General features: G+C 72.3%; 18 protein-coding genes, 2 rRNA genes, 1 pseudogene and 2 riboswitches (1 of these 23 running past the window's edge). Of the genes and pseudogenes, 4 read left to right on the top strand and 17 right to left on the bottom strand.

The window, feature by feature from the left end:
* Nucleotides 1–91 precede the first annotated feature (91 nt).
* Nucleotides 92–1,075, bottom strand: coding sequence for an EamA family transporter (locus MW084_RS21700; protein ID WP_010469049.1), 984 nt, complete (start codon nt 1,073–1,075; stop codon nt 92–94).
* Between the two features lie 143 nt (nt 1,076–1,218).
* Between MW084_RS21700 and MW084_RS21695 the strand changes: the two genes are divergently transcribed.
* Nucleotides 1,219–2,028, top strand: coding sequence for a PhzF family phenazine biosynthesis protein (locus MW084_RS21695; RefSeq protein ID WP_010469050.1), 810 nt, complete (start codon nt 1,219–1,221; stop codon nt 2,026–2,028).
* Nucleotides 2,029–2,071: 43 nt separating this feature from the next.
* Here the strand turns inward: MW084_RS21695 and MW084_RS21690 are convergent, their stop codons facing one another.
* Together MW084_RS21690 and MW084_RS21685 are read right to left on the bottom strand one after the other, a co-directional pair.
* Nucleotides 2,072–2,878, bottom strand: coding sequence for a CPBP family intramembrane glutamic endopeptidase (locus MW084_RS21690; protein WP_010469051.1), 807 nt, complete (start codon nt 2,876–2,878; stop codon nt 2,072–2,074).
* 119 nt (nt 2,879–2,997) lie between these two features.
* Complete coding sequence (locus MW084_RS21685; protein ID WP_010469052.1) at nt 2,998–4,500, bottom strand: glutamate-cysteine ligase family protein; 1,503 nt, start codon at nt 4,498–4,500, stop codon at nt 2,998–3,000.
* Between the two features lie 486 nt (nt 4,501–4,986).
* Between MW084_RS21685 and MW084_RS21680 the strand changes: the two genes are divergently transcribed.
* A complete protein-coding gene (locus MW084_RS21680) occupies nt 4,987–5,568 on the top strand; it encodes a hypothetical protein (protein ID WP_010469053.1) in 582 nt (193 codons plus the stop codon).
* A gap of 298 nt (nt 5,569–5,866) precedes the next feature.
* On the top strand, nt 5,867–6,073 hold the full coding sequence (locus MW084_RS21675; protein ID WP_029553331.1) for a DUF5999 family protein: 207 nt from the start codon (nt 5,867–5,869) through the stop codon (nt 6,071–6,073).
* A 122-nt stretch (nt 6,074–6,195) separates the two neighbouring features.
* On the opposite strand, the gene gcvP is transcribed toward MW084_RS21675, so the two are convergent.
* Nucleotides 6,196–9,081: an aminomethyl-transferring glycine dehydrogenase gene (gene gcvP, locus MW084_RS21670; protein WP_010469056.1), complete on the bottom strand. Its 2,886-nt coding sequence runs from the start codon at nt 9,079–9,081 to the stop codon at nt 6,196–6,198.
* A 64-nt stretch (nt 9,082–9,145) separates the two neighbouring features.
* A riboswitch (glycine riboswitch) is annotated at nt 9,146–9,258 on the bottom strand.
* Between the two features lies 1 nt (nt 9,259).
* Nucleotides 9,260–9,358: riboswitch (glycine riboswitch) on the bottom strand.
* 113 nt (nt 9,359–9,471) lie between these two features.
* Here gcvP and MW084_RS21665 point away from each other — a divergent pair.
* Entirely contained in the window at nt 9,472–9,834 is a 363-nt protein-coding gene (locus tag MW084_RS21665; protein WP_010469058.1) for a PRC-barrel domain-containing protein, read from the top strand.
* Here MW084_RS21665 and MW084_RS21660 read toward each other — a convergent pair.
* The 13 genes and pseudogenes from MW084_RS21660 to MW084_RS21600 form a co-directional block, all read right to left on the bottom strand.
* Nucleotides 9,765–10,044 (bottom strand): annotated as a pseudogene (locus MW084_RS21660) (DNA polymerase IV); the annotation flags it as partial. The gene MW084_RS21665 and the pseudogene MW084_RS21660 sit on opposite strands and share 70 nt — an antisense overlap.
* 31 nt (nt 10,045–10,075) lie before the next feature.
* Nucleotides 10,076–11,228: DNA polymerase IV (locus MW084_RS21655; protein ID WP_275563749.1), on the bottom strand; the 1,153-nt coding region annotated here is incomplete at its 3' end.
* A 62-nt stretch (nt 11,229–11,290) separates the two neighbouring features.
* Nucleotides 11,291–11,884 carry a MerR family transcriptional regulator gene (locus MW084_RS21650; protein WP_255115782.1) on the bottom strand — a complete coding sequence of 198 codons (594 nt, stop codon included), beginning with the start codon at nt 11,882–11,884 and terminating at the stop codon, nt 11,291–11,293.
* Between the two features lie 209 nt (nt 11,885–12,093).
* Complete coding sequence (locus MW084_RS21645) at nt 12,094–12,567, bottom strand: bifunctional nuclease family protein (RefSeq protein ID WP_010469064.1); 474 nt, start codon at nt 12,565–12,567, stop codon at nt 12,094–12,096.
* Between the two features lie 53 nt (nt 12,568–12,620).
* Nucleotides 12,621–13,373, bottom strand: coding sequence for a transcriptional regulator FtsR (ftsR, locus tag MW084_RS21640; protein WP_010469066.1), 753 nt, complete (start codon nt 13,371–13,373; stop codon nt 12,621–12,623).
* Nucleotides 13,374–13,414: 41 nt separating this feature from the next.
* Entirely contained in the window at nt 13,415–14,197 is a 783-nt protein-coding gene (locus tag MW084_RS21635; protein ID WP_029553332.1) for an FHA domain-containing protein, read from the bottom strand.
* A gap of 285 nt (nt 14,198–14,482) precedes the next feature.
* Nucleotides 14,483–15,265: a DUF881 domain-containing protein gene (locus MW084_RS21630; RefSeq protein ID WP_010469068.1), complete on the bottom strand. Its 783-nt coding sequence runs from the start codon at nt 15,263–15,265 to the stop codon at nt 14,483–14,485.
* A 5-nt stretch (nt 15,266–15,270) separates the two neighbouring features.
* Nucleotides 15,271–15,603: a small basic family protein gene (locus MW084_RS21625; RefSeq protein ID WP_010469069.1), complete on the bottom strand. Its 333-nt coding sequence runs from the start codon at nt 15,601–15,603 to the stop codon at nt 15,271–15,273.
* On the bottom strand, nt 15,600–16,529 hold the full coding sequence (locus MW084_RS21620; protein WP_275563748.1) for a DUF881 domain-containing protein: 930 nt from the start codon (nt 16,527–16,529) through the stop codon (nt 15,600–15,602). The genes MW084_RS21625 and MW084_RS21620 overlap by 4 nt, the downstream gene beginning before the upstream one ends.
* 103 nt (nt 16,530–16,632) lie before the next feature.
* Nucleotides 16,633–19,128, bottom strand: coding sequence for a mannose-1-phosphate guanyltransferase (locus MW084_RS21615; protein ID WP_010476585.1), 2,496 nt, complete (start codon nt 19,126–19,128; stop codon nt 16,633–16,635).
* 115 nt (nt 19,129–19,243) lie between these two features.
* The gene (gene clsA, locus MW084_RS21610) at nt 19,244–19,852 is read right to left on the bottom strand and encodes a cardiolipin synthase ClsA (RefSeq protein WP_029553946.1); all 609 of its coding nucleotides are present in this window, start codon (nt 19,850–19,852) and stop codon (nt 19,244–19,246) included.
* Between the two features lie 155 nt (nt 19,853–20,007).
* Nucleotides 20,008–20,124: ribosomal RNA gene (gene rrf, locus MW084_RS21605) — 5S ribosomal RNA — on the bottom strand.
* Nucleotides 20,125–20,207: 83 nt separating this feature from the next.
* A 23S ribosomal RNA gene (locus MW084_RS21600) occupies nt 20,208–20,641 on the bottom strand (it continues 2,681 nt past the right edge of the window).

Raw genomic sequence — 20,641 nt, 5'->3', positions numbered from 1 at the left:
AATCCGTTTTGTTTGTGGTTTGCTTCACGCACCAAAGCCTACCCGTAGTGTGAAGCCCCCGGCGGGGCAGGGAGNNCCCCCGCCGGGGGCTTCACACGGCGGCCCGGTCGGTGGACGGGCGCCCGCCGTCCACCGCGGGTCCGGAGCCCCCGGCGGGGTCCGCGGCGGCCCCGGGCGCGGACGACTGGGCGATGAGGGCGCCGACGAGGACGAGCGCGCCGCCCGCGATCTGCGGCGCCGACAGGTGCTCGCCGAGCAGGACCCACGCGAGGACGGTCGCGACGACCGCCTCCAGACAGGCCACGACCCCGGCGACCTGCGGGGAGAGCCGGCGCACGGAGACGACCCCGGTGACGTAGGCGACCACGGTCGCCACCAGCACGATCCAGCCGAGCAGCAGCCAGGCGGGCACCGCCGCGCCCCCCAGGCCCGCGGTGCCGGCGAGGACTCCCCGGTCCATCTCCCAGGGGCGCGCCACAGCGGTGAGGGCGGCGGCGCCGACCAGCAGCCCGTACGCGATGACGCCGAGCGGGTCGACGGGCCGGGTCCCGTCGCCGCCCCGGTCGGACAGGACGAAGTAGCCGACCTGGCAGCAGGCCGCGGCGAGCGCGAGGGCGAGCCCCAGGGCGTCGAAGCCGAGCCCGGACCACACCTCCACCACGCAGGCGAGGCCGGTGACGGCGAGGATGACGCCGAGGGCGGCGGCCCGGGTCACCGGGCGGCGCTGCACGTACCGGACCCAGCCGAGGACGAGCGCCGGCGCAAGGTACTCGACGAGCAGGGCCACCCCCACGGGGATGCGGGACAGGGCGGCGAAGTAGAACGCCTGGACGCCCGCGACGGCCAGCAGGCCGAAGCCCGCCAGGAGGGCCGGTTCGCGGCGCGGCAGGTCGCGGTGGCGCCAGGCGACGGGCAGCATCACGAGCGCGGCGCCCGCCACCCGCAGCCACACCACGTGCAGCGGGTCGAGCCCCGCCTCGATGAGCGGCTTGGCCGCCACCCCGGACCCGCCGAATGCGAACGCCGAGACCAGGGCCAGTCCCAGGCCGGCGCTTCTCACCTGAGACGCGTGCATCACCCCATCATGGCAGGGCCGTGTCAGGAGCGTGAGGGCGGTCGCGCCTGTTGGGACGGGTGGCCCACCCGGGAGGCCTTCCGGTCCAGCCTCCGCGGATTGGCCTTGGCCCGCGCCCTCCCCGGCCGCCTACGGTCGTGCCCATGCGGATCCGTATCGTCGACGCCTTCACCGACCGCCCCTTCTCCGGCAACCCGGCGGGCGTCCTGCTCCTCGACGCGTTCCCCGACGACCGGTGGCTGCAGAGCGTCGCCGCGGAGGTCAACCTCTCCGAGACCGCCTTCGCGCACCCGCTCCCGCCCGGCGGCGGCGCGGACTGGGCGCTGCGCTGGTTCACCCCGGCCGCCGAGGTCGACATGTGCGGGCACGCCACGCTGGCCACCGCCCACGTGCTGCACACCGCCGGCCTGGCCGGCGGCCCCGTGCGCTTCGCCGCCCGCTGCGGCGTCCTCACCGCGGACGTCGCCGGGGACGGCACGGTCACGATGGACTTCCCCACCTCCACGCTCACCCCGGTCGATCCGCCGGCGGGGCTCGCCGGGGCGCTCGGCGCGGAGGTCGTCTCGGTCCACGACACCGCCGCCCACGTCGGGGACCTGCTGGTCGAGCTGCGCGACGAGGAGGCCGTACGCGCCCTGGCGCCGGACCTGCGCGCCTTGGCGGGCCTCTGCGAACGGGGCGTCATCGCCACCGCCGCGGCGAAGGACCCCGGGGGCGGCCACGACTTCGTGTCGCGCTGCTTCTTCCCGCGCCTGGGGATCGACGAGGACCCGGTGACGGGCAGCGCGCACACGGCCCTGGCCCCCTTCTGGTCGGCCCGTCTCGGCCGCGCAGAGCTGACCGGGCTGCAGGGCGGCGACCGCACCGGAGTCGTCCGCACCGCGCTGCGAGGCGAGCGGACCCTGCTGACCGGCCGGGCGGTCACCGTCATCGAGGGCGATCTGCGCGTGTGAGGGCCGGCGGGCCGCCCGGCGCCGCCCGCGGACCCGGCCGGGGTCACGCCGTGGGCAGCCACCCCACCCGGCCGGCCAGCAGCGCGTACCCGACGAAGGCCACGACGTCGAGCAGCGCGTGCGCCACGACGAGCGGCCCGACCCGCCCCCACCGCCGGTACAGCAGGACGAACACGACCCCCATCACCAGGTTGCCGACGAACCCGCCGACGCCCTGGTACAGGTGGTACGCACCGCGCAGCATCGAGCTGGCGGCGAGCGCCGCCACCGGCGACCAGCCCAGCTGGCCGAGCCTGCGCAGCAGGTAGCCCACGACGACGACCTCCTCCAGCAGGGAGTTCTGGATCGCCGAGAGGACCAGCACCGGGTACTTCCACCACTCCCCCGGCAGCGCCTCGGGCACCACCGTGAGGTTCGCCCCGACCGCCCGCACCACCAGGTAGAACACCAGCCCGGCGCTGCCGATCCCGGCCGCGAGGAGCGTCCCGCGCCCGAGGTCGGACCAGGGCCTGCGGCGGTCGAGGCCGATCGTGCGCAGCCCGGCGCCCTCACGCAGCAGCAGGTGCGCGACGAGGACGACCGGCACGAGCGCGGTGGCGAGGGAGAACAGCTGCCAGGCGAGGTCGAGCCAGGGGCGGCCCGGCGCGTACGAGCCGTTGAGCGTGGCCGCCTGGTCCTTCAGCCCGCCCGGCTTGGTCAGCGCCCCGACGAAGCTGATCAGCGACGAGACCGCGCTCGCCCCGAGCGACAGGGCGAGCACGATCAGCGTCTCGGACCGCAGGATCCCGCGCGACCCGCCCGCCGGCGGCGCGGCGACCGCGCCCGCCGTCCGTCCCGCGCCTGCCCCCACCCGCGCCTCCCTGTGACTCGGCCCGTCGATCCCGTCGTCCCAGCTTGCCCGACGGCCGCGCGGGGCGCGCGGAGGGGGTCCCCGGCGGGGCCCGGGCGCCCTCGGCGGGTCCGGTGCCCCTACGGCCCCGGAGGGGAGACGGGCCAGGTGTGGACCGGTTCGCCGGCCAGCGACAGCTCCCGGTAGCGGCGTGTCGTGCGGGCCAGTGCCTCCTCCCGGCCCAGACCGGCCTCCTGGGCCCGGTGGAACGTCTCGACCTGCCACGAGGCGCCGTTGAAGCGCCGGCGGCAGCGCTCCTCGATGATGCCGAGGCAGCGGTCGCGGTCGGCGGGCTCGATGCCCCACGCGTCCAGCCCGGCCGCGGCCAGCGGGAGCAGTTCGTCCCGTACCAGCCTCACCGCGGGCACGGCGGCCACACCGCCGCGCCCGGGGCGGGGCCAGCGCAGTTCGGCGTCGATGCCGTGCCTGCAGGCGGTGTCGAAGTTGTCGGAGGCGTCCGCGAAGGGCATCCGCCGCCACACCGGCCGGGGGTCCTCGGCGAGGGCGCGGACGAGCCCGTAGTAGAAGGCGGCGTTGGCGACGACGTCGTCGACGGTGGGGCCGGCGGGCAGGACGCGGTTCTCGACGCGCAGGTGCGGGACGCCGTCCACCACGCCGTACACGGGGCGGTTCCAGCGGTACACGGTGCCGTTGTGCAGGACCAGTTCCCGCAGCGAGGGCACGCCGCCGGTGTCGACGACGCGCAGCGGGTCCTCGTCGCCGCACAGCGGCAGCAGCGCGGGGAAGTAGCGGAGGTTCTCCTCGAACAGGTCGTACGCGGAGTCCACCCACCGCTCGCCGAACCAGGTGCGCGGCCGCACCCCCTGGGCCTGCAACTCGGGTGGGCGGGTGTCCGTGGCCTGCTGGAACAGCGGCGGCCGGGTCTCGCGCCACAGCTCGCGGCCGAAGAGGAACGGCGAGTTGGCGCCGACCGCGATCTGCACCGCGGCGACCGCCTGCGCCGCGTTCCACACGTCGGCGAAGCGCGCCGGGGTGACCTGGAGGTGCAGTTGCACGGAGGTGCAGGCGGCCTCCGGGGTGATGGAGGCCGCGGTGCAGCCGAGCCGCTCCACCCCCTCGATCTCCAGCGTGAAGTCCTCGCCGCGGGCGGCGACGACCTGCTCGTTGAGCAGCGTGTAGCGGTCGACGTCCGAGAGGTTGACGAGGTCCACGTCGCGCTGGGTGAGGGTGGGCAGGATGCCGATCATCACGATGCCCGCGCCCAGTTCCCCGGCCTTGCGGTGGGCGTACGCCAGGCCCGTCCGAAGTTCCTCGGAGAGCTGTGAGAAAACATGCCCGGCGAGCCGGTGCGGGGCGACGTTCACTTCCAGGTTGAACATCCCGAGTTCCGTTTGGAAATCCCCGCTGGAGATGCGCTCCAGAACCTGCGTGTTCATCATGCGGGGAAGCCCGTCGGCGCCCGCGAGATTCAGTTCTATCTCAAGCCCCATCAGGTTTCTGGGGCGGTCGAACCGTTTCTCCGCCAGCAGCCGTTCCAGCGCCTCCAGGCAGTCCCGGAGTTTCCTGCGGTACCTCTGCCGATCGGCCAGGTCGAACCTGACTGCCACGACCTTCTCCCCCATCGAAGCGTCCCTCCTCAAGTGGGCGGCACGCGACGTCGCCGCTCGGTCAGGGACGATGATGCCCCGCCCGGCCGATCCGTAACGCCCTCGCGGCGAGGGCTTCGCCACTAGGCTGGCACGGGCGGGCGCCCGGCACATTCCGGAGGCATGGCGCGGCGGGCTTATACCGCGGGACGGGATGGCGGAAAAAGCCGGGGAGATCCGGCCGTCCACCGGTGGACGGAATTGCAGGCAGCAGCTTCGGGCCCGGGGATGATTCAGCGGAAATTGCTACGAATCCAAGGCGGATTGCAGTCTTGACGGTGCCATGGAAAACGGTTAGCGGAAACACGGCGTGAACAAGTGTCGTATAAACTCCGTCCACGAGGCTGAGACCTGGCGCCCCGGCATGGCGCCCCGGGGTTCCACGGCCCCGTCGCCGGCAGCGCCGTTCCGCACCCACGCACGCCCCACCCTCCTGCCCTCCTGATCGAGAGGCGACCCACCATGCCGCTTCACGTCTCCCAGGCCCCCGTGCCCGCCCTGCACCGCGTTCTCGCGGCCCTCGGCTCCCCCTCCCTCCGCGAGGCCGGCACACCCGCGTTGCGCTCCGTCCAGGTGCCGCTCAGAGCGGAGCTGCCGCTTCCCGTCCACGTCCTCGGCGTCACCGCGCCGACGGGCGCGCCCGCGACCCGGCTCGCGGGGTGGCGGTTCCTGGTCCGCGGCGGGGAGGTGACCCTGGCGGCCGCGGACGTCCTGCGCACGGCGGGAGGCTGGACCTTCTCGCACTTCTCCGAAGGCCCCTACCTCGCCTCCACGGAGCGGGCGCTGCGCCAGGCCGAGGTGTCGGCGTCGCCCTGGCAGCCGCGCCTGCTGTCGGTGCCGGAGCTGTACATGCTGACGCTGTGGCTGCACGGCGATCCGGACGCCGACCCCGCCGAGGGCGCGCCCGACCCGGCGGACGTGCTGATCCCGTTGACCCCCGCGCCGCCCGGGATAGCCGCGCACCGCCCGCACCGCGTCGCGGACCTGATGCCGCGGCTCGCCGTACGGCTCGCGCCGCCGCCGCTGCTCGGCTCGACCGCCTGACGCCGCGCCGCGCGCCGGCGCCCCTTCCGGAAGGCGTACGGCACCACCGCGCGCCCTCTGGCCCGTCCGGGCTAGTCCGCCCTGGCCCTGTCGAACCACCCGGATCGGCAAGGGGGTTGCGCTGAACCACCCACGCGGGTGATAAGGCCTCCAGCGGGCAGAAGCGCGCCGCGAAATCCCTGCGGAAACAGCCGCGTGGGGCAAGACTGGGGACAGACCGACCGAAGGACGGGGGGCGGCCATGGACACCGCGTCGAGCCGCAGAACAGACTCCACACCGCAGCGAAAGAACCCAGCCATGTGCCAGCACCAGTCACCCTGCCCGACCGCAGACTCCCCCGACCGGGAAGCCGCCCGTGTCGTGGCGCACCACCCCGAACAGGGCTGGAGCCTGCTGTGCAACGGCGTCCTGCTCTTCGAGGACACGGGCGAACTGCTGCCGGACGGGCAGGTCATCGCGCCGCACCGGCCCCCGGCCGCGGCGCGGATCGTCAGGGCCGCCTGACCGGCGCCGCACGGCCGCACGGCCGCACGGCCGCAGGGACGGGAACAGCGCGACGGCGCCGGGCCGGTACGGAGGACATCCCCTCCGTACCGGCCCGGCGCCTGTCACCCGTGCCGCCCGTCTCAGGCGTCGTACTCGTCGAGAGGCGGGCAGGAGCAGACGAGGTTGCGGTCGCCGAAGGCCCCGTCGATCCGGCGGACCGGCGGCCAGTACTTGTCCGCGGCCGAGACGCCGGCCGGGAAGACGGCCTCCTCACGGCTGTAGGCGTGGTCCCACTCGCCGCCGAGCGCGGCCGCCGTGTGCGGGGCGTTGCGCAGCGGGTTGTCGTCGGCCGGCCAGGCGCCCGACGCGACCTTCTCGATCTCGCCGCGAATCGCGATCATCGTGTCGCAGAACCGGTCGAGCTCGGTGAGGTCCTCGCTCTCGGTCGGCTCGATCATCAGCGTGCCGGCGACCGGGAACGACATGGTCGGCGCGTGGAAGCCGTAGTCGATCAGGCGCTTGGCGATGTCGTCGACGCTGACGCCGGTCTCCTTCGACAGCGGCCGCAGGTCGATGATGCACTCGTGCGCGACGAGACCGCCCGGGCCGGTGTACAGGACCGGGAAGTGGGGCTCCAGGCGCTTGGCGATGTAGTTCGCCGCGAGGACGGCGACCTGCGTGGCGCGCTTGAGGCCCTCGCCCCCCATGAGCCGTACGTACGCCCAGGAGATCGGCAGGATGCCGGCCGAGCCCCACGGCGCCGCCGAGATCGGGCCCACACCGGTCTCGGGGCCGGCGGTCGGCTGGAGGGGGTGGTTGGGCAGGTACGGGGCGAGGTGGGAGCGGACCGCGACCGGGCCGACGCCGGGGCCGCCGCCGCCGTGCGGGATGCAGAACGTCTTGTGCAGGTTCAGGTGCGACACGTCGCCGCCGAACTTGCCGGGCTTCGCCAGGCCGACGAGCGCGTTGAGGTTGGCGCCGTCGACGTACACCTGGCCGCCGGCCTCGTGGACCTGGGCGCAGATGTCGGCGACGTGCTCCTCGAAGACGCCGTGCGTCGACGGGTAGGTGATCATCAGCACGGCGAGCTCGTCGCGGTACTGCTCGATCTTGGCGCGCAGGTCCGCGACGTCGACCTCGCCGTCGTCGGCGGTCTTGACGACGACGACCTTCATGCCCGCCATGACGGCCGACGCGGCGTTGGTGCCGTGCGCGGAGGACGGGATGAGGCAGACCGTGCGCTGCGCGTCGCCGTTGGCGCGGTGGTAGGCGCGGACGGCGAGGAGGCCCGCGAGCTCGCCCTGCGAGCCGGCGTTGGGCTGGAGGGAGACCTTGTCGTAGCCGGTGACCTCGGCGAGGCGGTCCTCCAGCTCGTGGATGAGCGTGAGGTAGCCCTCGGCCTGCTCCACCGGGGCGAAGGGGTGCATCTGGCCGAACTCGGGCCAGGTGACCGGCTCCATCTCGGTGGTCGCGTTCAGCTTCATCGTGCAGGAGCCGAGCGGGATCATGCCGCGGTCCAGCGCGTAGTCGCGGTCGGCGAGCTTGCGCAGGTAGCGCAGCATCGCGGTCTCCGAACGGTGCGCGTGGAAGACCGGGTGGGCCAGGTACTCGTCGGTGCGCAGCAGCGCCTCCGGCAGCGCGTCGGCGGTCTCGGCGTCCAGCGCCTCGATGTCGCCGCTCACGCCGAAGGCGGCCCAGACGGCGGAGAGCTGCGCGCGGCCGGTGGTCTCGTCGCAGGCGACGGAGACGTGGTCGGCGTCGGCGAGGTGGAGGTTGACGCCGCCCTCCCGGGCCGCGGCGACGACCTCGGCGGCCCTGCCGGGCACCCGTGCGGTGACGGTGTCGAAGAAGGCGTCGTGGACGACCTCGACGCCGCCGGCGCGCAGGCCGGCCGCGAGGACCGCGGCGTATCGGTGGGTGCGCCGGGCGATCCCCTTCAGGCCGTCGGGGCCGTGGTAGACGGCGTACATGCCGGCCATGACGGCGAGGAGCACCTGGGCGGTGCAGATGTTGCTGGTGGCCTTCTCGCGGCGGATGTGCTGCTCGCGGGTCTGGAGGGCGAGGCGGTAGGCCTTGTTGCCGTCGGCGTCGACGGAGACGCCGACGAGGCGGCCGGGGAGGCTGCGGGCGAAGGTGTCGCGGACCGCCATGTAGCCGGCGTGCGGGCCGCCGAAGCCCATCGGGACGCCGAAGCGCTGGGTGGTGCCGACCGCGATGTCCGCGCCGAGCTCGCCGGGCGAGGTGAGCAGGGTCAGCGCGAGCAGGTCGGCGGCGACGGTGACGACGGCGCCCAGTTCGTGGGCGGCGTCGATCAGCGGCTTGATGTCGCGGACGGCGCCGGAGGCCCCGGGGTACTGGACGAGGACGCCGAAGACGCCGCGCTCGGCGATCTCGGCGGGGATGCCCTCGCTCAGGTCGGCGACGACGACCTCGACACCGGTCGGCTCGGCACGGGTCTCGATGACGGCGATCGTCTGCGGCAGGGCGTCCGCGTCGACCAGGAAGACGCCGTTCTTGACCTTGCCGACGCGCCGGGCCAGGGACATGGCCTCGGCGGCCGCGGTGCCCTCGTCGAGGAGGGACGCGCCGGAGGTGGGCAGGCCGGTCAGGTCGGCGACCACGGTCTGGAAGTTGAGCAGGGCCTCCAGGCGGCCCTGCGAGATCTCCGGCTGGTAGGGCGTGTACGCCGTGTACCAGGCCGGGTTCTCCATGACGTTGCGGAGGATGACCGGCGGCGTGAACGTGCCGTAGTAGCCGAGGCCGATCATCGGGGCCAGGACCTGGTTGCGGTCGGCGAGGGAGCGCAGTTCGGCGAGGACCTCGGCCTCGGTGCGGGCCTCGGGCAGGCCGAGCGCCTCGGTGCTCTTGATCACGTCCGGCACCGCGGCCGCCGTGAGCTCGTCGAGCGAGCCGTAGCCGACCTGCGCGAGCATCTTGGCGCACGCCTCGGCGTCGGGGCCGATGTGGCGCTGCTCGAAGGGGGTGCCTCGCTCCAACTGGGAGAGCGGAATGCGGTTGGCGGTCATGTACGGGGGCCTCCTGGTCGTAGCGACCTGCGAGGGGCACCGCGGCGCGGGTGCCCGGACGGCCTCCCCCTCTGTCATCTCGACCTGAGAGCTTCGCCGCGCGCCCCGGCGGGGGCGCGGCTTTCACCGTCGGTGAGGGCGGGTGCCGTCCGACTCCCGCCCTGCTTTCCAGAGTGACCTCGTCCGTGCGGTACGGGGGCCTGAGAGATTCCGGGGAGGATTTGCTCCTTCGGCGCCTCCGAACGGTTTCTCCGGAGGACTCTCCCGCACGGGGTCAGCAGCCGTAGCCAGCCTACCAGCGCGGTTCCAAGCCGTTTCCCCGAGTGGCCGACCTCACCATTGTGCCGTTTCGTGGTGTTCACGGACCACTCCCGACCGACCGGAGGAACGGTGCAGAGCGACATCGACCCGCGCAGCCTGATCGGGCGCAGGGCGTTCGACCGCGACGGCCACAGGATCGGCACGGTGGACGAGGTCTACCTGGACGACGTGACGGGCGTCCCCGGGTGGGCGGCCGTGCGGACGGGCCTCTTCGGCCGCGACGCGTTCGTCCCCCTGCGGCCGAGCGAGTTCGTCGAGGGCGACCTGCGCGTCCCGTACGAGAAGGCCCTGGTCAAGCAGGCCCCGGGCCTCGGGGTGGGCCGGCGCCTCTCGCCGGAGCAGGAACTCCTGCTGTACCGGCACTACGGTCTGGCCCTGCCGTCCGCGCCCTCCTCCGGCAAGGGGGCCGACGCGCCGGCGGGCGGCGGCTGACACCCGCCCGGCACCAGCGGCAGCGGGCCGGACGGCGCCAGCTCCGGATCGTCCGTCCGGAACGTCCGCACCCTGCCGGGCGCCGACCCGGGCTCCTCGAACCGCACGGTGACCCGGCCGAGTCCGCTGCCCTGCACCCAGCCGGGCCCGTACGCGGCGTGCCGCACGTCGGATCCGGCGGCCCACCGCCGCTCCCCCGCCGGCTCCCCANCNNGCNNGACGGCCGTGCCCGGCCNGNCGNCCGGCGGCCCCTGCGCGGCGGGACCCTCCTCCGCCCCCGCGGGAGCCGACGGAACGCCGGGCACGGCCGGGGACCCGCCGGCCGACGCCTGGGCGAACAGGTCCTCCTGCGTGAAGTCGGCCAGAGCGCTGACCCCGACGCCGAGCAGCCGCACCCCGCCCGTCGTGTCGACGGCGTCGAGCAGCCGGGCGGCGGCCTCCCGCACCACCGCGGGATCGTCGGTCGGGCCGCGCAGCGTCTCGGAGCGGGTCAGCGTCGAGAAGTCGTACCGCCGCACCTTCAGCACCACCGTGCGCCCCGAGCGGCCGGCGGCCCGCAGGCGGCGCACGCACCGCTCGGCGAGCCGCTCCACCTCCCACCCCACCCGCACCCGGTCGTGCAGGTCCACGTCGAAGGTGTCCTCCACGGAGATCGACTTGGCGTCCCGCTCCGCCACCACGGGGCGGTCGTCACGGCCGAGCGCCATCGCGTACAGCGACGTCCCGTGCGCCCTGCCCAGGAGCCGTACGAGTTCGTCCTCGCCCGCCTCGACCAGGTCGGCGACCGTCGTCATCCCCGCCCGCCGCAGGTGCTCCCCGGTCGCCGGTCCGACACCGGGCAGCGTCCGCACCCCCAGGGGCGCGAGCAGCGCCCGCTCGGTCCCCGGCTCCATGAGCACCAGGCCGTCCGGCTTCGCCCTCTCGGAAGCGATCTTCGCCAGCATCTTGGAAGCCGCCAGCCCCACCGACCCGGTCAGCCCGGTCACGGCGCGGATGTCCCGGCGCAGCCGCTCCCCGACGGCCCGCGCCGCCTCCCCGTCGTACGCCGCTCCCCCGGCCTCCAGGTCCACGAACGCCTCGTCGAGGCTGAGGGGCTCCACCAGGGGCGACAGCCGCCCCAGCAACTCCATGACCTGCCCGCTCACCGACCGGTACACGGAGAAGCGCGGCACCAGGTAGGCGGCGTTCGGCGCCAGCCGCCTGGCCTGCGCCATGGGCATCGCCGACCGCACGCCGAACCGCCGTGCCTCGTACGACGCGGTCGCGACGACGCCGCGCGGTCCCAGGCCGCCGACGATCACGGGTTTCCCGCGCAGACTGGGCTTCGCCGCCTGCTCGACGGCGGCGTAGAACGCGTCCATGTCCAGGTGCAGGATCGTCGGAGCGGCTCTCACACCACCGATGCTGCCCCACGCCACTGACAACCCCGCACGCGCACGGCTGCGGCCGGGCGGGCTCAGACGGCCCTGTCGCGCCTGCGGCGGGCCAGTTCGTCGGCCGGGTTGTGCCCGACGAGCGTCTCGCCGGTGTCCACCCGCTCCCCGTGCAACTGCGACAGCGCCGCCTCGACGTCCCGCCACACCACGCCGACCGCGATCCCGAAGATCCCCTGCCCGCCCTGGAGCAGGTCCACCACCTCGTCGGGCGACGAGCACTCGTACACCGTCGCGCCGTCGCTCATCAGCGTCATGCGCTCCAGGTCGCGCAATCCCTTCCCGCGCAGGTGCTGCACGGCGGCCCGGATGTTCTGCAGGGCGACGCCGGTGTCCAGGAACCGCTTGACGATCTTCAGGACCACGACGTCGCGGAAGCTGTACAGGCGCTGCGTGCCCGACCCGTGGGCGGGGCGGACGCTCGGCTCGACCAGCCCCGTGCGGGCCCAGTAGTCGAGCTGCCGGTAGGTGATGCCGGCGGCCGCGCACGCGGTGGGCCCCCGGTACCCGACGACGTCGGTCACCGGCTCGGCCGCGCCTCCCTGGAGCGGATACGGTCCGCCCTCCACCGGACTCCGTCCGGGGAGACCCCCCGCCGTACCGTCGCCGCTGTTCACCACGCCGACCCTCCGTCCTCGACCTGCCACATCGACGGTAGGCAGTCCCCAAGGGTGCGTCAACGATCGCCACACTCGCCACGCCGAGTGACAATCACCCTGAGAGGCGTTTGGCGCGTCCCGGTTCCGGGAATCGCTACCCGGATGCGCCCGGGGACACGGCGGGCGCGCACCGGGCACCCGCCTTCATCCGCCCGGGCCCGGCCCGGTCACTGACCGCCGGTGCCGAAGTCCTCGGGGGAGATCTGGTCCAGGAACTCGCGGAACTTCTCCACCTCGTCCTCCTGCTCGTCCGGGATCGCGATCCCCGCGTCGTCGAGGACACCGTCGCTGCCGAAGATCGGCGTCCCGGTGCGCAGCGCCAGCGCTATGGCGTCGGAGGGGCGGGCGCTCACCTCGACACCGCTGGCGAAGACCAGCTCCGCGTAGAAGACGCCTTCGCGGAGGTCCGTGATCCGGACCTCGGTCAGCTCCTGCCCGACGGCCTCCAGCACGTCCTTGAAGAGGTCGTGGGTGAGCGGCCTGGCGGGGGTCATGCCCTGCTGGGCGAAGGCGATCGCCGTGGCCTCCCCCGGACCGATCCAGATCGGGAGGTAGCGTTCGCCTCCCACTTCACGCAGGAGCACGATCGGCTGGTTGGACGGCATTTCCACCCGGACACCGACAACATCGAGCTCGTTCACACAGCAACCCTAGGACGTGCCACACCGGTTTGGATAGTCGGGTTCCGCCAAGGTCAGGGCAACCGGACGCCCAGGGCCGACCGGACCAGGGCCGCGTGCAGCCGGACGGACAGCGCGGCCAGCTCCTTGGCGGTGGCCTCGGCGTGCGCCCGGGTCTGCGGGTTGCGGTGCCGCCGCAGCGGCGCGACGACCTGCTCCACCAGCCCCGCCTCTCGCTCGGCTGCGGCCTTCACCGCCCGCAGGTGGCGGGGCTCCAGCCCGTGCCGGCCCAGCTCGGCGACGAGCTTCGCGACCGTCACCGCCTCGGCGTCGTAGCCGCCGTCGGGGGCCGGGACGACCAGCCCGTACGACTCCCATTCGGCGAGCTCCCCCTCGCTCGCCCCGGCAGCGGCGAGCAGCTCCTCGCGGTCGACCCGCCCGGCCGCGGCGCCCCCCTGCGCGTCCGGCTCCCACGGGCTGCCGCCGTCCGGCGACTCGCCGCGCGGGCCGGGGGAGGGCAGAAGGACCCGCTCCCCCCGGCCCAGGGCCGCCAGGTGCTCCCGGATGACCTTCAACGGCAGGTAGTGGTCCCGCTGCATCCGCAGGATCAGCGCGAGTCGCTCCACGTCGTCCGGGCTGAACTTCCGGTATCCGGATGCCGTCCGCTGCGGCTCGACGAGCCCCTCCGCCTCCAGGAACCGGATCTTGGAGATGGTGACCTCGGGAAACTCCCCCCGCAGCTGGTTGAGGACCGTACCGATGCTCACCAGCCGGTCACCCGCGCCGGCGGTGCCGTTGCCGACACCGCCCGTCGGTGTTCGCCGCATGGACCTTCCCTGGGTGTCCCCAGACAACGCCTGGGAGGGGGTCAGACGCCCCGCTGGCTCGTGTGGAAGACCAGCCGGTACTTGCCGATCTGCACCTCGTCGCCGTTGGTGAGCCGGACGGCGTCGATCGGCTCGCGGTTGACGTAGGTGCCGTTGAGGCTGCCGACGTCGGCGACGGTGAAGCTGCCGTCGGCCGCCCTGCGGAACTCCACGTGGCGACGGGACACGGTCACGTCGTCCAGGAAGATGTCGCTCTGGGGGTGACGGCCCGCGGTCGTCAGATCGCCGTCGAGGAGGAAGCGGCTGCCGGAGTTCGGCCCGCGCCGCACCACGAGGAGCGCCGAACCCAGCGGCAGGGCTTCCACCGCGGCCTGCGCCTCGGGCGACAGCGACGGCAGCGGCACCTGACCGGTGGTCTCGCCGTCGTACGCCTCCAGTCCCGAGATGGAGATCGTCGACGTCGTCTCCGAGGCGCGCTCGGAGGGGGCACCGCCCCGCAGCGGTGTCCCGCAGTGGGAGCAGAACCGGCTCGCCTCGGCATTGCGGTGTCCGCACCGCGCGCACGCCGGCATGGATCCGTCCTCCTGCCGCGGCGCGGCCGCGTGGACACCGGTCGCGTACGGGTCGGAACCTATGCGGCCGGGGTCGCCGGAGGGCGCGCCCTGGCCACCCGCGGCGTCACCACCCGGGCCGGCGACCTCGTCGCGGAAGAGAGGACGCCCGGCGTCCCCCTCCTCGCTCCGACCGTGCTGCGGCGCACGACGCCCGGCGTTGCCGCCGTCCTCACGTGCGCTCCTGCCGAACAACTTCGCAAACAACTTCACGGGCGATTCCCCTTGAACGAAACAGACCCGCCCGTGGGGCAGGACGAACTTCGAACGAACACACCTGCCGACCCGGACACCTTTACAACGTCCGTATCCTTCGGACAGTTTCCACCACGTACCAGGCTTTTCATACGGCGACCCCCCGCAACCTCCCGACCCGGACGACCGGCCCTCCGATGCCTTCCCGGCCCTCCGGTCGGGGATGCCCCCACCGCTGCGCCTCCCCGTCCGGTTCCGCCCCTCGGACATTCCCCCGCCACACGGCCCTCATGCGCCCCGGCCTCACCGCGGCGACGACCGAGCGTAGTCAGGCCGCTCCACCGGCCGCAAGGCATCCACGACGATCTTCTCCGAGCGGGTCACGGTGGCCGTGGCCTGCTCCTTCTCCAGGGTCTGCACGATCCCGCCGGGAATGTTGAGCGCGGGCTCCAGATCCTGCGGCCTGCCGATGACCTGGAAGCGGTACGGCGGGGCGATCCGCCGCCCGTCCACCTCGACGGCCCCGGCCTCCCCGGAGAAGTACGAGTCCGCCACGACCCGCACGCCGTTGACCTGGATGGCCTCGGCACCTGCGGCGCGCAGCTCCTGGATCGTGTCGAGCAGCTTGTCCGGCTCGACGGCCGTCAGGGGGTCCTCGACGGTGAACGTGATGCCGGGCCCCTCGGCCGCCACGGTCCCCGCCAGCACACCGAGTTGACGCTCCCTCTCCTGGGTCTGCCTGCGGGCCTCCTCGGCCTGGTCGGAGCTGTTCTCCAGCTCCCGGCGCTGCACCTCGAGCCGGGCCTTCTCGTCCTCCAGCCGCTGGCTGCGGTCGTCCAACTCGTCCAGGATGCGGATCAGGTCCTCTTGGCGGGCACCGCGCAGCGCACCGTCGTCACTGGTGGAGCGCACCTGGATGGCGAGCCCCAGGCCGAGGCCGAACAGCAGCAGGGCGACGACGAGTTGCGCGCGGGTGACCCGCGGCGGCCACAGTCCGGCGGCCAGCCGCTGCCGACCGGTCGTCTCCGCGGCCTCCGCGGCCTCCGGCCGCTGCGGGCCGTGAGGGACGTGCTCCTCGTTGCTCATCGGCGTCACGCCCGGAACACGTGGCGCCGGATGGCGGCCGCGTTGGAGAAGATCCGGATGCCGAGGACGACCACGACGCCCGTGGACAACTGCGCCCCGACGCCCAGCTTGTCCCCGAGGAACACGATCAGCGCGGCCACGACGACGTTCGACAGGAAGGAGACCACGAAGACCTTGTCGACGAAGATCCCGTCGAGCATGGCCCGCAGACCGCCGAAGACCGCGTCCAGCGCGGCGACGACGGCGATCGGCAGGTAGGGCTCGACCACCGCCGGAACCTCGGGCCGGATCAACAGTCCGACCACGACTCCCACGACGAGGCCCAGTACGGCGATCACGATGTGCCCTTCCCTGTGTCGGCCGTGCCCTGCCCGCCACCCGTCCCGGGTCCGGAGGTCCTCGGCTGTGCTGTGCGTACGATCAGGCTTGGCGCCGCCGGCAGGCGCACGCGGTCCTGGGCGGAGATCCGGCTGCGGATGCCGAAGTTCTTCTCCAGCACGTCCAGGTAGCGGCCGTCCGCACTGTCCTGGAACCGGCCGCCGAGCCGCTTGCGGTCCCCCACCGCGAGCACCGTGTACGGCGGTACGAGCGGTCTGTTGTCGACCAGTATGGCGTCACCGGCCGCCCTGATCGCGGACAGGGCGGTCAACCGCTGGCCGTTGATCGCGACGGCCTCCGCCCCGGCCTGCCACAGCCCGTTCACGATCCGCTGCATGTCCCGGTCGCGCACCCGGCCGGTGTCGGCGAATCCGCTGCTCTCACGCGGACCACCACCGCCCTCCGCCGCGCCCTTCGCGTCGTCGACGACGAGCCTGATCCCCGGGCCGGTCACCTCGGTCGCGCCCGACAGCAGCGCCACGAGGCCGCCGCGGTCACCGCCGTGCTCCTGGAGCGCCGCACGCTGCCGGTCCCCGACCTCGGCGCGCAGTTCCTCGATGTCCTTCTCCAGACCGTCCACGGCGGTCGTCTCGTCCTGGATCCGGTCGATGAGTTCCTCGCGCTCCTTGGCCACGACGGGCGCCGACACCCGCGTCTGGGCGGCGCCGAGCGTGACGACGGCCGCCGCGAGGACGAGCCCGGCGGCAAGGCCCAGTCTGGCGCGCAGCGTACGGGGCAGACCACCGCCCTCGGCGGCGCGGCGGGCGGTCGCCTCCGCGTACCCGTCGTCGAGGGCGTGGTCCATGACGTTGGTCAGCAGCGACATCGACGCGTCGGGACGCGGAGGCGGGGAACCTGTGCTCCGAACGGGGGGCTGCTGCGACATGCCGCACATCGTCGCATGTCGGAGCCGCTACCGCCGAATGGCCCCACCGGTGCGCCGGACGCGGTCGTACGATCGGTCCGGCGCACCAGTGGGGCCGGGGGGGTCAGCGCCCGGCGCTGTCCACCACTGCGGCCCACTCGTCGAGAAGCGCCTGGGCGGACTCGTCGTCAGGGCCTTCCGCCCACAGGTGGGTGACAGCCTCGGCCGGGTCGGGCAGGACGAGCACCCACCGGCCGTCCGCTTCCACGACCCGTACCCCGTCGGTGGTGTCGACGTGCCGGTCGCCGGCGGCCTCGACGACCCGCCGCATGACCAGTCCCTTGACGGCCCACGGCGTCGCCAGGTCCCGCCGCAGCACATGGGCGCGGGGGATGCGCGCGTCGATCTGGCTGAGGGTGAGCTGGGTGCGTGCGACGAGACCGATGAGCCGCACGAACGCGGCCGTCCCGTCGAAGACGCTGCTGAACTCGGGAACGATGAACCCGCCCCGCCCGTCCCCGCCGAAGATGGTGGACTCCTCGCGCCCGACCCGGGTCAGGTCGTCCGGCGAGGTGGTCGTCCAGTCGACCCGGGTGCCGTGGTACGCGGCGACCTGCTCGGCGATCCGGGTGGTCGTGACCGGCAGGGCGACGCGGCCACTGCGCCGCTCGGCCGCGACCAGGTCGAGCATGACGAGCAGCGCACGGTCGTCCTCGATGATCCGGCCGCGTTCGTCCACGAGCGACAGCCGTTCGCCCACGGTGTCGAACCGCACGCCGAACGCGGCCCGCGCGGACGCCACGATCTCACCGAGCCGCACGAGCCCGGCCCGGCGGGAGTCGGCGGACTCGGTGGGGCGCGACTCGTCGAGACCGGGGTTGATCGTCAGCGAGTCGACGCCGAGCCGGCCGAGGAGGCTGGGCAGGACGAGCCCCGCACTGCCGTTGGACGCGTCGACGACGATCTTGAGCCCCGCCTCGGCGACACCGGTGGTGTCGACGCTGCGCAAGAGCGCCCCGGTGTACTGGTCGAAGACGCTCGACGGGAAACTGAGGTCCCCGATCTCACCGGGGAAGGCCCTGCGGTACTCCTGGCGCGCGTAGACGCGGTCGAGCTTCCGCTGCCCGGCCTGGGACAGGTCGGCACCCCGTTCGTCGAAGAACATGATGTCGACGGAGTCCGGCACACCGGGAGTGGTCCGGATCATGATGCCGCCGGCGCTGCCGCGCGCGGTCTGCTGGCGTGCCACCGGCAGGGGTACGTTCTCCAGGTCCCGCACGTCGATGGCACTGGCCTGCAGGGCGGAGATCACGGCCCGCTTCAGGGCCCGCGCGCCCCGGGAGTGGTCGCGGGCCGTGGTGACGGTCGCGCCCTTCTTCAGGGTGGTGGCGTAGGCTCCGGCGAGCCGGACGGCGAGTTCGGGGGTGATCTCGACGTTGAGGATGCCGGAGACCCCGCGCGCGCCGAAGAGGTGGGCCTGGCCGCGGGACTCCCAGATGACGGAGGTGTTGACGAAGGCACCGGCCTCGATCGTCTTGAAGGGGTAGACGCGGACGTTCCCCTGGACGATCGACTCCTCGCCGACGAGGCACTCGTCGCCGATGACGGCGCCGTCCTCGATACGGGCGGCCCGCATGATGTCGGTGTTCTTGCCGATGACGCAGCCGCGCAGGTTGCTGTGCGGCCCGATGTAGACGTTGTCGTGGACGACCGCCTTGTGGAGGAAGGCGCCGCTCTTCACGACCACGTTGGATCCGACGACGGTGTGCTCGCGGATCTCGGCGCCGGCTTCGACCTTGGCGTAGTCGCCGATGTAGACGGGCCCGCGCAGGACCGCGTCGGGGTGGACCTCGGCGCCTTCGGCGACCCAGACGCCGGGGGAGATCTCGAAGCCGTCGACTTCGACGTCGACCTTGCCCTCGAGGATGTCGGCCTGGGCCTTGACGTAGCTCTCGTGGGTGCCGACGTCCTCCCAGTAGCCCTCGGCGACGTAGCCGTAGACCGGCTTGCCCTCCTTCATCAGCTGCGGGAAGACGTCACCGGACCAGTCGACGGGAACGTCGGGCTGGACGTAGTCGAAGACCTCGGGCTCCATGACGTAGATGCCCGTGTTGACGGTGTCGGAGAACACCTGTCCCCAGGTGGGCTTCTCGAGGAACCGCTCGACTCGGCCTTCGTCGTCGACGATGGTGATGCCGAACTCCAGGGGGTTCGGCACGCGCGTCAGGCAGACCGTGACCAGGGCGCCCTTCTCCTTGTGGAAGGCGATGAGCTTGGTCAGGTCGAAGTCGGTGAGGGCGTCTCCGGAGATGACCAGGAACGCGTCGTCCTTCAGTGCCTCTTCGGCGTTCTTGACGCTGCCGGCGGTGCCGAGTGGCTTCTCCTCGTGGGCGTAGGTGAGCTCCATTCCGAGGTCTTCGCCGTCACCGAAGTAGTTCTTGACGAGCGACGCGAGGAACTGCACGGTTACGACGGTCTCGGTGAGCCCGTGCCTTTTGAGCAGGCGCAGTACGTGCTCCATGATCGGCCGGTTGGCGACCGGAAGGAGCGGCTTGGGCATGCTCGAGGTCATGGGGCGAAGTCTGGTGCCTTCGCCCCCGGCCATCACGACGGCCTTCATGTCGGAAGCGTCCTCCTTGCAGAGACGACGATCTGGCCGATTCCCCCCGCCTTTCGCAGCGGCCTTACCGACATTCCGTCGTGTCGGTGTCGCCGTGAGGCGCGGGAAGGCAGGGTCATTCGGCTGCGGTTTCCACCTTGACAAGTCGGCGGACCTGGATCACGTAGAGGATCCCTGCCCACCAGTAGAGAGTTGTACCCCATCCGGCGAAGGCCCACCCGAAAACTTCAGCGAGTGACGCAAGCCACGTGCTTCCGTCGCTGAGCAGCAGCAAGGGGAACGCGTACATGAGGTTGAAGGTGGCGGCCTTGCCGAGGAAGTTCACCTGGGGCGGCGGATAACCGTGGCGTCGGAGGATTCCGACCATCACCAGCAACATCACCTCGCGGGCCAGGAGCACCGCCGTGAGCCAGAGGGGGAGGATGTCGCGCCAGGTCAACCCGAGGAGTGTGGACAGGATGTACAGACGGTCGGCCGCGGGATCCAGGATGCGGCCGAGGCTGCTGATCTGGTTCCACTGCCGGGCGAGCTTGCCGTCGAGGTAGTCGCTGACACCGCTCAGTGCGAGGACCAGGAGGGCCCAGCCGTCGCTGTTGGGGCCGCCGAATTCGGGGCGGAGGATGAGCCACAGGAAGAGCGGTACACCGACGAGCCGGGCCATGCTCAGGATGTTGGGGATGGTGAGCACCCGATCCGTCTGAACGCGGGTCTCCTGAACCTCCACCCGAGGGCCTCCTGTGGGAACGTGCCGGTACTGCCTCCCGACCCTACCGCCAGCGCGGGCCGGCTCGTACAGGGGGTGGATGCAGCAGCAGAGATCCTGGAAAAGGAAAACAGGAAAGCCCCGCACCATGAGGTGCGGGGCTTTCCCGAAGAATTGTTCGGCGGTGTCCTACTCTCCCACAGGGTCCCCCCTGCAGTACCATCGGCGCTGAAAGGCTTAGCTTCCGGGTTCGGAATGTAACCGGGCGTTTCCCTAACGCTATGACCACCGAAACACTATGAAGATATGAACTCGACCGGCCCACACAAGGGGGGAGTTCGTTACTTCAGAACTGACACAGTGGACGCGAGCAACTGAGGACAAGCCCTCGGCCTATTAGTACCGGTCAACTCCACCCATCACTGGGCTTCCATATCCGGCCTATCAACCCAGTCGTCTACTGGGAGCCTTACCCTCTCCAAGGAGGTGGGAACACTCATCTCGAAGCAGGCTTCCCGCTTAGATGCTTTCAGCGGTTATCCCTCCCGAACGTAGCCAACCAGCCATGCCCTTGGCAGGACAACTGGCACACCAGAGGTTCGTCCGTCCCGGTCCTCTCGTACTAGGGACAGCCCTTCTCAATATTCCTACGCGCACAGCGGATAGGGACCGAACTGTCTCACGACGTTCTAAACCCAGCTCGCGTACCGCTTTAATGGGCGAACAGCCCAACCCTTGGGACCGACTCCAGCCCCAGGATGCGACGAGCCGACATCGAGGTGCCAAACCATCCCGTCGATATGGACTCTT

Origin of the sequence: Streptomyces sudanensis (genome assembly GCF_023614315.1) — a bacterium.
In the GTDB taxonomy this organism is placed as follows: Bacteria; Actinomycetota; Actinomycetes; order Streptomycetales; family Streptomycetaceae; genus Streptomyces; species Streptomyces sudanensis.
Note: the sequence above shows the minus strand (reverse complement) of the source record. Positions and strands in the feature narration are given on the sequence as shown.